The sequence below is a fragment of the uncultured Ligilactobacillus sp. genome, from assembly GCF_948826705.1.
GTDB lineage: Bacteria > Bacillota > Bacilli > Lactobacillales > Lactobacillaceae > Ligilactobacillus.
Map to the genome: position 1 here is coordinate 1 of NZ_CAQLEL010000161.1, position 12,191 is coordinate 12,191.

Below are 12,191 nucleotides of genomic sequence, written 5' to 3' on the forward strand. Positions count from 1 at the left end.
CTTCCGCCAGGTTGTTGGTCAGGGTCTGGGAGTATATGGTAATCCTGGTGCTTCCCGATTCAGAAGTATAATCCACCCCATCCGTCAGTTTCACACCGTCCAGGTACAGATCCACAAATTCCCCGTAAACGCCCTGGGAAACCATCAGCTGGTCGCCCGCCGATGTGTCATATGCATATTGTACACGCTGGGTCAGGTCATATCCGGAGTCCGTGGCCGCGTCAACATTTGCGTCCGTGTTCTCCTTTACCGTCATGGTATAGGTCTTAGTGCTGCTGCCGAAGGGACCATAGCTGTTTGTCATCTCCACCGTGAAGGTGAACGTCCCCGCTTCTGTGGGCACACCGTAAAGTTCCCCGTTGGGCTTCACAATCATGCCTGCAGGCAGCGAACCGTCATACAGTTCATAGCTTACCTGGTTCCAGCTGTATTTTGATTTCCTAGACATATAAAATACCCTCCAAGTATAAGATGAATTTTCTATTTCATCTGTATACTTAGAGGGCATTATAGCCGTAGCTTACGAGGTTTCTAGGTCTTAGTTTTCCAAATTTATTTCCACTAAGTTTCCTTGAGCAGTAACAGTCGCAGCGTCAGCACGGTCTTTTAAAAGCTTAGTTTTGACAAATTCAATTTCTTTAGGAGTGACCCGACGAATTTTATTTGAGATCACGATCTCAGAAAAAGCATGTTTTTTCTTATAGACGACTTTTGAATTCCCTAGGGTATATACTTTGATGAAATGAACTGGTGATTTAACTAATTCATGTTGGATCATGCGTGAGTAGCTGTTGGTAACATCGATCAGTTGCATGTTGATTTCCCCCTTTGCTAAATGATAGTAAAATTTTTGAAGTAAAATGCATGCTTCAATTACCAATTCTATATAATTATTATAAACTATCTGATAGAAATGTTGAAAATAAAAAAACTGGGAAGTTGGTAAAAAACTCCCAGTTTGTTGAATTATTCAGTAACGCTTGTTTCACTGATCACGATCGTATCGTCGCTCAAGTCGGCGTAAAAGTTTTTAACTTGAGGATGATCGAGGTAAAAGTCAGTCACCTTGTCTTCGATCTGGTCTTGGATCGTACGGCGTAGTGGGCGGGCTCCCATCTTAGGATCATAGCCTAATTCGACTAATTTTTGGCGGGCCTTAGTTGAAACTTTGAGCGACATTCCATTTTCTTGTAGCGTTTGGTCGACTTTTTCGAGCATCAACTCAACGATCTGCTCAAGATCTTCTTTAGTTAAAGCATTGAACTCGATAATATCATCAAAACGGTTCAAAAATTCCGGTTTGAAGTATTTAGTCAATTTATCGACTACCAAATTAGGTGTGCTCTCAGTTGTGCCAAAGCCAACGTTGACGATCGGATCACCTGAACCAGCGTTACTTGTCATGATGATGATCGTATCTTTAAAGCTGACAGTCTTACCTTGTGAATCAGTCAAGCGACCATCATCTAAGATCTGCAAGAACATATGCATGACATCGGGATGAGCTTTTTCGATCTCGTCTAATAAGATCAAGCTATATGGATGCCGTCGGACTTGTTCGGTCAATTGGCCGGCTTCTTCGTATCCAACGTAACCTGGAGGAGAACCGATCAATTTAGAGACAGAGAATTTTTCCATATATTCGCTCATATCAAAACGGATCATGGCCTCAGTCGTCCCAAATAATTCTAAAGCAAGTTGTTTAGCAGCTTCTGTTTTCCCGACTCCTGTAGGACCGATAAAAAGAAATGAACCGATCGGCCGGCCGGATTTGTTAAAGCCGATCCGATTGCGTCGGATCGAGCGGGCAACTTTATCAACGGCGCGGTCTTGGCCGATAACATTTTGCTTGAGTGTTTGGGCTAAGGTTTGTAATTGCGCTTGTTCTTTTTGTTTGAGTTCGCCGACAGGGATAGAAGTCATTTCCTCAACGATCTTTTCCATGTCTTTGGCAGTAACTTCGCTTTTAGCTTGGGGTTTAGCCGTTAAATGATCTTCTAGTTTAGTGACTTGATCGCGATAAAAAGCGGCTTTTTCATAATCTTCTTGGTCTAAAGCGGCTTTTTTATTTGCCTGAGCTTGAGCTATCTTAGCTTTGACTTCGCTTGGATCAAAAGCTTGTAAGGCTAAATTCTTACGCGAGCCGGCTTCATCTAAGAGATCGATCGCTTTATCTGGCAAATAGCGGTCTTGAATGTAACGAGTCGAAAGTTGGATCGCACTTTCAAGGGCTTCATCGGTATAAGCGACTTGATGGTAGCTTTCATATTTAGTACGTAGACCATGTAAGATCGCTAAAGCTTCCTCTTTAGAAGGTTCTTTGACCTGGACTGGTTGTAAACGTCGCGCCAAGGCGGCATCTTTTTCGATCGTACGAAATTCGTTTAAAGTAGTAGCCCCGACGAGTTGAAACTCGCCTCTAGCTAGAGCTGGTTTTAAGACATTGCCGGCATCCATGCCGCCCTCAGCGTTTCCGGCGCCAACTATCTCATGGATCTCATCGATAAAGAGGATGATATCTTGTTTTTGTTTCAACTCATCCATTAATTCCTGCATGCGTTGCTCAAATTGGCCACGGATCCCGGTCCCTTGGACTAGGGAAACGACATCTAGGCGGATAACTTTTTTATTTAATAGTTTTTGTGGAACATCGCCGTCAACGATCTTTTGGGCGAGACCTTCGACAACTGCTGTTTTCCCGACCCCTGCTTCACCGGTAAGGACAGGATTATTTTTAGTGCGACGATTCAAGATCTCAGTTACACGTTTTATCTCGCGGTCACGCCCGATAACGGGGTCGATCTGGCCTGCTTTAGCTTGGGCGGTGAGATCGAGGCCGTATTTATCCAAAATGCTACCGTTATCGCCATTATCACCGGCTTGAGTTAGGGGCTCTTGCGCTGGTGTGGAACGCTGTTGGTTTTGTTGGTCGATCTTTTTAAAGAGATCAGCGAATGGATCACTACCAAAGGGATCTTGGAAGATCCCCCCTAAGGAAGGTGGTAGTTGACTTTGATTTTTCAAAGCTTGATAGCAGTTAGGACAAAGGTCGATCGAAGTTTGGCGACCGTTGATGTTTGTTGTTAAATGTAGCGTAGCTTGGTTTTGTTGACAATTTTGGCATAACATAGCTATTCACGACCTTTCCGAGTAAATTTAATGTCAAAATCAGTTTGACCAACTTTGACCTTTGTAGCTTTATTATACAAATTTTTATCTTAAGTGCAAGCAAAAAAATTGGTAGATGGTATAATTTAAAAATATATGAGAGGGGGGAGCAGGATGGAAAAGGATTATCAAGCTTTATTAGATCGCTTGCATGCAGGTGAGATAACAGAATTTGAGATCGAAACGGCTGAATTTATGGATTTTCAAAAGATTTTACTAAATTATAATTATCGGAAAAATGTAGTCGGTACAGCCAAACGTGGTGGTGGAGTTATCTATCATTACCATAAAAATGATAAATAAATTTTTTTCGACATATTATCAAAATGTTTAAGGGTGATACCTTGTCTTGATAAATAATTCATGGTATTATCTTTTATAGCAGGTGCAACACCTAGTGTAATCGCTAATGTAAACGAATTCTTTTGCAACTGTAATCAATTTGTTTACTAATTGTTGCACAAATCTTATTTATATTTAAAGGAGCATGATCCACAATGGAAAAGAAAGAATTTCACGTAATCGCAGAAACAGGTATTCACGCACGCCCAGCTACACTTTTGGTGCAAGCTGCAAGCAAATTTAACTCAGATATTACTTTAGAATATCAAGGTAAATCAGTAAACTTGAAGTCTATTATGGGTGTTATGTCATTAGGTGTAGGTCAAAACGCTGACGTTGTGATCTCTGCTGATGGTGCTGATGAAGCCGAAGCAATCGCTGCTATTACAGAAACAATGACAAAGGAAGGACTTGCTGAATAATGACGAAAATGTTGAAGGGTATCGCAGCTAGTGACGGAATTGCAGCCGCAAAAGCCTACATGCTTGTGCAACCTGACCTTTCATTTTCTGAGACCAGCATCTCTGATCCGGAAGCTGAGATCAAGCGTTTGGATGATGCTGTTGCAGCCTCCAAGAATGAGCTTGAAGCTATCAAGCAAAAAGCTGCCCAAAACTTAGGTGCTGAAGAAGCTGAAGTTTTTGAGGCACACTTAACGATCTTGGCTGACCCTGAAATGATTGGTCAAATCGAAAATCAAATCAAGAATGAAAAAGTTAATGCTGAAGCTGCTTTGAAGAGCGTAACAGACATGTTTATTTCCATGTTTGAAGGCATGACAGACAATGCTTACATGCAAGAACGTGCAGGCGATATTCGCGACGTAACCAAGCGTGTTATGAGTCATTTATTGGGTGTAACTTTACCTAACCCAGCTTTGATCAACGAAGAAGTTGTGATCGTAGCGCATGACTTGACACCATCTGATACAGCACAATTAGACCGCAATTTTGTTAAGGGCTTTATCACTGATATCGGTGGACGGACATCGCACTCTGCTATCATGTCAAGAACTCTTGAGATCCCTGCAGTCGTGGGTTCTGGCTCAGCAACAACTGAGATCAAAGAAGGCGATATGGTCATTATCGATGGTATTGCTGGGGATGCAGTTATTGATCCAACTGCTGAACAGTTGGCTGAATATGAACAAAAAGCTGCTGATTTCAAAGCTCAAAAAGCTGAATGGCAACAATTAAAAGATGCTAAGTCTGTTTCCAAAGACGGCAAAGAAGTTATCTTAGGGGCTAATATCGGTACACCTAAGGATGTTACAGGTGCTGTTGATAATGGGGCAGAAGCAGTTGGATTGTTCCGTTCTGAATTCTTATACATGGATGCAAGTGAGCTTCCAACGGAAGAAGAACAGTTCAAAGCATACAAAGAAGCAGTCGAAGGTATGAACGGCAAACAAGTTGTTGTACGTACAATGGATATTGGTGGGGATAAGGATCTACCTTATCTACCGCTACCAGAAGAAGAAAACCCATTCTTGGGTTATCGTGCGATCCGCATTTCATTAGATCGTCAAGATATCTTCCGTACTCAATTGCGTGCGTTGTTACGTGCTTCTAACTATGGACGTTTAGCGATCATGTTCCCAATGATCGCTACTGTCAAGGAATTCAAAGATGCTAAGGCGATCTTTGAAGAAGAAAAAGCTAAGTTAGTTAAAGAAGGTATTCCAGTTTCTGACGATATCGAAGTCGGAATGATGATGGAGATCCCTGCTGCTGCAATGATCGCAGACAAGTTAGCTAAGTATGCTGATTTCTTTAGTATCGGAACTAATGACTTGATCCAATACTCTATGGCAGCTGACCGTGGTAACGAACGTGTATCTTACCTTTACCAACCATATAACCCATCTATCTTGCGTTTGATCAAGCTCATTATCGATGCTTCACATAGAGAAGGTAAGTGGACTGGTATGTGTGGTGAAATGGCTGGCGATCAAGTTGCTGTGCCATTGTTGCTTGGTTTAGGCTTAGATGAATTCTCAATGAGTGCAACTTCGATCTTGAAGACACGTAGCTTATTGAAGAAACTTGATTCAGTTAAGATGCAAGAATTAGCTCAAAAAGCAGTTGAAGATTGCGAAACAACTGAAGAAGTTGAAGCTTTAGTAGCTGAATACACGAAGTAATATTCGATCAACTTATCTTAAGTGAAGAGACCGGAAAGAGATTTCTGGTCTCTTTTTGTTTAAAATCAGTCGGAAAATGTTAAAATATTAAGAATGGTATTTTTTTGCTCTTCGTATCAGTGAGAGCATTGCAAAGGAATAGTTAAAACCATATAATTAAAACTGATAAAAAGTTGAGGAGGAAAGGTGCTTGTGAATATCGGCATATTTACAGATACGTATTTTCCGCAAGTTAGCGGAGTTGCGACATCGATCGATACTTTGCGTTCACAATTAGAACAAAAAGGGCATACGGTCTATATTTTTACGACTACCGATCCTGATGTCGAGAAAAATGTCTATGAGCGCAATGTGTTTCGCTTTGCTAGCATTCCATTTATTTCTTTTACCGATAGACGCATCGCTGTTAGAGGACTGTTTCAGTCTTATCAAGTAGCTAAAGAATTAAATTTAGATATTGTTCATACGCAAACCGAATTTTCAATGGGATTGATCGGGAAGTTTGTAGCTAAAGCGCTAAAGATCCCGTGTGTTCATACTTACCATACGATGTATGAAGATTATTTACATTACGTGGCCAAAGGAAAATTATTGAAACCCTCTCATGTACGTTTGATGACTTGTTCTTTTTGCGAAAAAATGAGTGGGATCGTGGCTCCAAGTGAACGTGTTTTAGAGACTTTGACTCGTTATGGGATCAAAGAACCGATCACTGTTATTCCTACGGGAGTCGATTTGACACGGTTTAAAGTTGCTAGTGAAAACAATGTTCGAAAACATTATGGAATAGCTGAGGATGCGCCTTTGTTACTAACATTGAGTCGCTTGGCCTTTGAAAAAGATATCGATCGTATGGTGGCTAGTTTTCCTGCGATCAAGGCCAAAGTTTCTAAGGTCAAATTGTTGATCGTGGGGGATGGGCCAGCTAAAGAGTCATTGCAAGATCAAGTAAAAGAACTCGGATTGACCGAAGATATCATCTTTACAGGTGAAGTGGACAATACTCAAGTGAGTGAATTTTATCATGCAGCTGACCTATTTGTTTCAACTTCGGTCTCAGAGTCACAAGGCTTGACGTATATTGAAGCATTGGCAGCAGGGACTAAAGTAGTTTCCTCAAAAAGCCCATATACGGCTGAACTTTTAAGCGATCGGGCGATCGGTGCAAATTTTGAGACTTTACAAGAATTTGTTGAGTTAGTAGTTGAATATTTGACGAAGCCAGCCAAATATCAAGATCCTAAACCGTTACAACAAAAATTAAAAGAGATCTCAGCTGACGAGTTTGGTGAAAAGATCTTACAATTTTATGAACGTAGTAAGGAACACTATTTAGAGTTGAGCCAAACAACCTACTCAAAAGAACACAGCTAAAAGGAGTTTTCTAATGTTAAATGTTCACATGTATTCGTCGGCAACCAAGGTCAAAGGCCAAGGGGTGGGCAGTGCATACACCGAACTGATAAAGTTGCTAGAAAAATATTATCCTGAGCAGTTGGCGATCACGATCAATGAGTTTGGTCCAGCTGATATCAGTCACTATCACACGATCGACTTAAAGTTTTTCTTTTCGACTTTTTCCAAACGTCGAGGTAAAAAAGTGGGTTACGTCCACTTTTTGCCAGAAACACTGGAGGGAAGTCTCAAGTTGCCGTGGATCGCACGTAAAGTATTGTATCGGTATGTGATCGCTTTTTATAAGCGGATGGATGCCTTGGTCGTTGTTAACCCAACTTTTATCCCCAAATTGGAAGCTTATGGGATCGCTCGTGAGAAGATAACTTATATTCCTAATTTTGTATCTAAAAAGGAATTTCATCCGATCGCTAGTGAGGAAAAAAAGCAGTTACGTATGGAAAAAAAATTGCCTACTGATAAATTTTTGATCGTTGGTGTGGGGCAGATCCAGGAAAGAAAAGGTGTTTTTGATTTTATCGAGTTAGCTAAGCGCAATCCTGAATTCGAATTTGTTTGGGTCGGAGGCTTTTCATTTGGAATGATCACTGACGGCTATGCAGAGTTGAAAAAAGTGGTCGATGATCCACCTAAAAATTTACATTTCCCTGGGATCGTTGAACGAATTGAGATGTGTGAGTACTACAACTTAGCTGATGTTTTCTTGTTACCGTCATATAACGAACTTTTTCCGATGAGTGTGCTTGAAGCGTTTAGTTGTGAGACTCCCGTTGTTTTACGTGAACTTGAGCTTTACGAAGGCGTTATCGCGGGTTATTATGCTGGTTGTACTGATATAGATGAGATGGAAAAAAAGCTCAAAGAGTTAGCTAAAGACCCAGATGCATTAGCCAAATTGCGTGAGCGGGCGAAAGCAGCAGCTAAATTTTATTCAGAAGATCGTCTGGCCTTGATCTGGTTGGACTACTATAAAAAACAAGCGGGGAAAGTGTGATGTCAAAGAAAAATAAATTAGCCCTCTTGATAATGATATTGATCGGGGTCGGGATCTTTTTTTATTCTGTTCAAGGGATCTCGTATCATGACTTGGTCGGTGATATCACACATCTTAATTGGGGGTGGATCGCAGTGGCTGTGTTATGCATGGCATTGTCGATCTTTTGTGAGGGTTTTGTGGTCAAGGAATTACTAAAAAGACAGTTCCCGACTTATTCTTTTAAGGATTCGTTGCGGATCCCATTGATCGAAGCTTTATTTAATGGGATCACCCCGTTTGCTTCAGGTGGGCAACCAGCGCAATTATTTGCCTTATTGCAATCTGGGGTAGATGCTGGACGTGCGACTTCGATCTTATTGATGAAATTTGTGGTATATCAATCGATGATCGTTTTAAATTTCATCGTTTGCTTATTTTTGGGATTTCATTTGATCGCCGATAAATTGCACGTTATGGGGTTGCTGTTGATCTTTGGTTTTTTGATCCATTTGACAGTGATCTTAGGTCTGTTGTTGATAATGTATTGGTATGACTTTACTAAGAAGATGACAAATCTATGTTTACGGCCTTTTAAACGCTTTTTAACTTCAGAACGTTATGAAAAATATGATAAGTTGATCAATGAGAAGATCGATAACTTTTATCGGGAGAGCTTACAATTGAAAGCTAACTACCGCTTATTGTTCAAAGTTAGTTTGATCACTTTGATCCAACTATTTTTCTATTACATCATCCCCTTTTTTATTTTGCTAGCTTTACGAGTCGAGCATGCTGAATTGCTGACAGTAATGACGCTCCACGTTTTGATCGTGATGGTGATCTCATTATTTCCGATCCCTGGGGGTGCCGGTGGGGCTGAATACAGTTTTTCACTGATTTTTTCGACCTTTGTTAACAGTGGAAGTAAACTGGTCTTGGCAATGATAATTTGGCGGATCATTACTTATTATTTGGGGATGTTTGGTGGTATGGTAGCCTTAGTGATCAAACCAGATAAATATCCAAAACAAGATTAAAGAGAAGATCATCCTAAAATCTTCAACTTTTTTGAATTGTTTCATTATATTTGGTGTGTTAGTATATAATTTGCTAAGGTATATCAAAAGTAGGTCCGTGATCTACTTAAATGAAGAGGAGATTTATATCTATGGAAAATTCACAACTTGTGGCAATTATCGAAAGACTAGATGCGATGATGAAAGCAGACACAAATGAAGTTCAATCACGTCGCTTTGAGCGTGAAGGACAAGAAAGAGGATTCGTAACATACGATCCTGCAACACAAACTTTTGAATTAGAAGAATTAGCAACACATCAAAAGTTCGATTTTGATGATATCGATCTAGCAGCGATGGAGATCTACGACTTGCTAAACGACTAATTTTAAAATATCTTTAAAATCTTGTGGAATGACTATCTTTTTCATAGGATATTAAACTATAATTTGACGCATAGACAATTAAATACTACTTATTATTGGAGGCAATTAGATGCGTTCAGTGCTAAAGAAAGTCCGTGATGGGCTGAATACGCGCACAGGTTTTTTTATTTTAACTCTGGTATTACTTTGGATCAAAACGTATGCTGTTTATGTTAATAAGTTTAGCTTAGGGATAAGTGACAGCATGCAACGCTTCTTACTCTTGTTAAATCCGCTCCCAGCAGGTTTATTACTTTTAGGGATCGCTCTTTATTTTAGAGGTAAGAAGTCCTATTGGATCATGATGATCGTCGATTTGATCGCCTCACTATGGCTTTTTGCCAATGTTTTGTACTATCGGGAGTTTTCTGATTTCCTATCAATGGGGATCATTAAGTCTTCGGGATCAGTTTCAAATAATTTATCGTTAAGTATTGGCGAGATCTTGCATCTTAGTGACTTATGGATCTTTGCAGATGTGATCATTTTGACACTACTATTGGTATTTAAGGTCATCAAAATTGATACACGACCAGTCAAGTTCCGTTATCCGATCGGAGTCACACTGTTATCATGTGTTTTGTTTGCAGCTAATCTAGGTTTAGCCGAAAAGAACCGCCCACAACTGCTGACACGTACATTTGACAATAATTACATTGTTAAATATTTAGGTATTAACTTCTATGCTGCTTATAACGCTTACCAAACGCATAAGGAAAGTGCTACAAGAGCTAGTGCAAGTAGTAGTGATATGGATCAGGTCTTGAAGTTTTTGGAAAAAAACAAAACAACGGTCAATCCAGAATACTATGGTAAAGCAAAAGGTAAGAATGTTTTTGTTTTCCATTTGGAAAGTTTCCAACAATTTATGATCAACTATAAAGTTAATGGTAAAGAAGTAACGCCAAATATCAATCAATTTTATAGCGATCAAAGCACGATCTCCTTTGATAATTTCTACCATCAAGTAGGACAAGGGAAGACTTCTGATGCAGAAACGATGTTAGAAACATCGCTCTTTGGTTTACCATCGGGGTCAGTTATGACATCTTATGGTACCAATAATACCTTCCAAGCAATGCCGGCTATTATGGACCAACAGGGTTATACAACAGCGGCATTTCACGGAGATGTTGGTAGTTTTTGGAATCGCGATAACACCTATAAATCTTGGGGATATCAGTATTTCTTTAGTGAAGACTACTACAAGAATAAATCCAACTATAGTATTGGATATGGTTTAAAAGATAAGTTGTTTTTACAACAGTCAGTTAAGTACATCGAACAGTTACCGCAACCGTTCTATGCAAAATTGATCACGGTCACAAATCATTATCCATACGAACTTGATAAGCAAAATCAAACGATCGAAAAGACGACAACGGGTGATAGTACTGTTGACGGTTATGTTCAAACAGCTAAGTATTTAGACGATGCTTTTGGTGAATTTATCAGTTATTTGAAAAAAGCAGGTCTATATGATAATTCGATGATCGTCGTTTATGGTGACCATTATGGTATTTCAAATAACCATAAAAAGGCGATCGCACAATTACTTGGTAAGAAGAGCGTAAATAGTTATGATCTAGCACAATTCCAAAAAGTTCCATTTATGATCCATGTTAATGGCATCAAAGGCGGAGTAGATCACACTTATGGTGGTGAGATCGATGTTATGCCAACCTTATTAGATCTTTTGGGGATCAAGAATACGGATACGATCCAATTAGGAAACGACTTGTTAGCTAAGGATCGGAACCAAACAGTTGCCTTTAGAAATGGTGACTTTGTTTCACCGACATTTACAAAGATCGGAAGTACGATCTACAATGACAAAGGTGAAGATGTTACAGATAGTTTGACGGCCGAGCAAAAGGCGCAAGTTAAAGCGCAGACAGAATACGTTGATGAAGAGTTATCCCTTTCTGATAAGATCATCACAGGCGATCTGTTGCGTTTCTACACACCTGAAGGCTTTAAGGCGACTGATAAGACTAAATACAACTATAAGTATTCAGAAGGCCTAAAACAGCTCAAACAGGCACAAAAGGATAAACCAACGAGTGTCTTGCAGCAAAATAATGGCAATTCAACTGAAAATCTATACGAAACAGATGCTCCTGAATTGAAATAGTTTAGACAAAAGAGTGTGAGACAGTACAGATAGCTCTGTATAGACAATGGTAAAGTCGCTACGATGCAAATACGCATCGTAGCGACTTTTTGTTATCTACAGTCAAGGGCTAAGATCTTGGTCAAAAGAGGCTATCTCACATTTTTTGATAATGTGAGATAGGAATAGCTGAGATAGGTAATGTTATATTTCAATATTAAGCAAAAATTTTTGAATATATTCAAAAAAATCTAAAAAAGTTATTGACGTTTCTTGCCAGATGTTGGTATACTATAAAAGTTGCTGATGCAGAGCAGTTACTTAAAAATATAATATAAAAAAGATGTTGACATCATCTTGAAAATCATGATATTATATTTAAGCTGATTTGTTACAGCATAACAAAAAAATTATTTTCTTATTGACATCGATTAATGGTTTTGGTAAGATGAATAAGTCGTCTGATTACGACGTTGAAAAAATAATTAAAAAAGTTATTGACAACGAAAATCAGATATGATATAATAATTATGTTGATTATATCGATTAGATAAATCGATCAAGTAGATCTTTGAAAACTGAACAAAGTTTC

11 protein-coding genes are annotated in these 12,191 nt (G+C 39.3%); 8 read left to right on the plus strand and 3 right to left on the minus strand.

Going from position 1 to position 12,191, the window contains the following annotated elements:
- The 3 genes from Q9Q35_RS11845 to Q9Q35_RS11855 all read right to left on the minus strand — a co-directional run.
- Nucleotides 1–448 (minus strand): putative Ig domain-containing protein (locus tag Q9Q35_RS11845; protein ID WP_304653550.1); only part of this gene is annotated, 448 nt, incomplete at its 3' end.
- 90 nt (nucleotides 449–538) lie between these two features.
- Nucleotides 539–814: a DUF1827 family protein gene (locus Q9Q35_RS11850; RefSeq protein ID WP_304653551.1), complete on the minus strand. Its 276-nt coding sequence runs from the start codon at nucleotides 812–814 to the stop codon at nucleotides 539–541.
- A 152-nt stretch (nucleotides 815–966) separates the two neighbouring features.
- A complete protein-coding gene (locus Q9Q35_RS11855) occupies nucleotides 967–3,129 on the minus strand; it encodes an ATP-dependent Clp protease ATP-binding subunit (RefSeq protein ID WP_304653552.1) in 2,163 nt (720 codons plus the stop codon).
- A 153-nt stretch (nucleotides 3,130–3,282) separates the two neighbouring features.
- Between Q9Q35_RS11855 and Q9Q35_RS11860 the strand changes: the two genes are divergently transcribed.
- The 8 genes from Q9Q35_RS11860 to Q9Q35_RS11895 all read left to right on the plus strand — a co-directional run bounded on the left by Q9Q35_RS11860 (nucleotide 3,283) and on the right by Q9Q35_RS11895 (nucleotide 11,620).
- On the plus strand, nucleotides 3,283–3,471 hold the full coding sequence (locus Q9Q35_RS11860) for a hypothetical protein (protein ID WP_010688427.1): 189 nt from the start codon (nucleotides 3,283–3,285) through the stop codon (nucleotides 3,469–3,471).
- A gap of 194 nt (nucleotides 3,472–3,665) precedes the next feature.
- Nucleotides 3,666–3,932 carry a phosphocarrier protein HPr gene (locus tag Q9Q35_RS11865; protein ID WP_010688426.1) on the plus strand — a complete coding sequence of 89 codons (267 nt, stop codon included), beginning with the start codon at nucleotides 3,666–3,668 and terminating at the stop codon, nucleotides 3,930–3,932.
- Nucleotides 3,932–5,653, plus strand: coding sequence for a phosphoenolpyruvate--protein phosphotransferase (ptsP, locus tag Q9Q35_RS11870; RefSeq protein ID WP_304653553.1), 1,722 nt, complete (start codon nucleotides 3,932–3,934; stop codon nucleotides 5,651–5,653). Before Q9Q35_RS11865 ends, ptsP begins: the two co-directional genes overlap by 1 nt.
- A gap of 192 nt (nucleotides 5,654–5,845) precedes the next feature.
- Complete coding sequence (locus Q9Q35_RS11875) at nucleotides 5,846–7,027, plus strand: glycosyltransferase family 4 protein (RefSeq protein ID WP_304653554.1); 1,182 nt, start codon at nucleotides 5,846–5,848, stop codon at nucleotides 7,025–7,027.
- Between the two features lie 13 nt (nucleotides 7,028–7,040).
- A complete protein-coding gene (locus Q9Q35_RS11880) occupies nucleotides 7,041–8,063 on the plus strand; it encodes a glycosyltransferase family 4 protein (protein ID WP_304653555.1) in 1,023 nt (340 codons plus the stop codon).
- On the plus strand, nucleotides 8,063–9,082 hold the full coding sequence (locus Q9Q35_RS11885; protein ID WP_304653556.1) for a lysylphosphatidylglycerol synthase transmembrane domain-containing protein: 1,020 nt from the start codon (nucleotides 8,063–8,065) through the stop codon (nucleotides 9,080–9,082). Before Q9Q35_RS11880 ends, Q9Q35_RS11885 begins: the two co-directional genes overlap by 1 nt.
- A 131-nt stretch (nucleotides 9,083–9,213) precedes the next feature.
- Nucleotides 9,214–9,447: a YkuJ family protein gene (locus Q9Q35_RS11890; RefSeq protein WP_004051512.1), complete on the plus strand. Its 234-nt coding sequence runs from the start codon at nucleotides 9,214–9,216 to the stop codon at nucleotides 9,445–9,447.
- Between the two features lie 109 nt (nucleotides 9,448–9,556).
- Entirely contained in the window at nucleotides 9,557–11,620 is a 2,064-nt protein-coding gene (locus tag Q9Q35_RS11895; protein WP_304653557.1) for an LTA synthase family protein, read from the plus strand.
- Nucleotides 11,621–12,191 lie beyond the last annotated feature (571 nt).

Coding starts and splice junctions, on each gene's coding strand:
- Q9Q35_RS11850 (WP_304653551.1), bottom strand. CDS start 814: ATGCAACTGATCGATGTTACCAACAGCTACTCACGCATGATCCAACAT.
- Q9Q35_RS11855 (WP_304653552.1), bottom strand. CDS start 3,129: ATGTTATGCCAAAATTGTCAACAAAACCAAGCTACGCTACATTTAACA.
- Q9Q35_RS11865 (WP_010688426.1), top strand. CDS start 3,666: ATGGAAAAGAAAGAATTTCACGTAATCGCAGAAACAGGTATTCACGCA.
- ptsP (WP_304653553.1), top strand. CDS start 3,932: ATGACGAAAATGTTGAAGGGTATCGCAGCTAGTGACGGAATTGCAGCC.
- Q9Q35_RS11895 (WP_304653557.1), top strand. CDS start 9,557: ATGCGTTCAGTGCTAAAGAAAGTCCGTGATGGGCTGAATACGCGCACA.
- Q9Q35_RS11880 (WP_304653555.1), top strand. CDS start 7,041: ATGTTAAATGTTCACATGTATTCGTCGGCAACCAAGGTCAAAGGCCAA.
- Q9Q35_RS11860 (WP_010688427.1), top strand. CDS start 3,283: ATGGAAAAGGATTATCAAGCTTTATTAGATCGCTTGCATGCAGGTGAG.
- Q9Q35_RS11890 (WP_004051512.1), top strand. CDS start 9,214: ATGGAAAATTCACAACTTGTGGCAATTATCGAAAGACTAGATGCGATG.
- Q9Q35_RS11885 (WP_304653556.1), top strand. CDS start 8,063: ATGTCAAAGAAAAATAAATTAGCCCTCTTGATAATGATATTGATCGGG.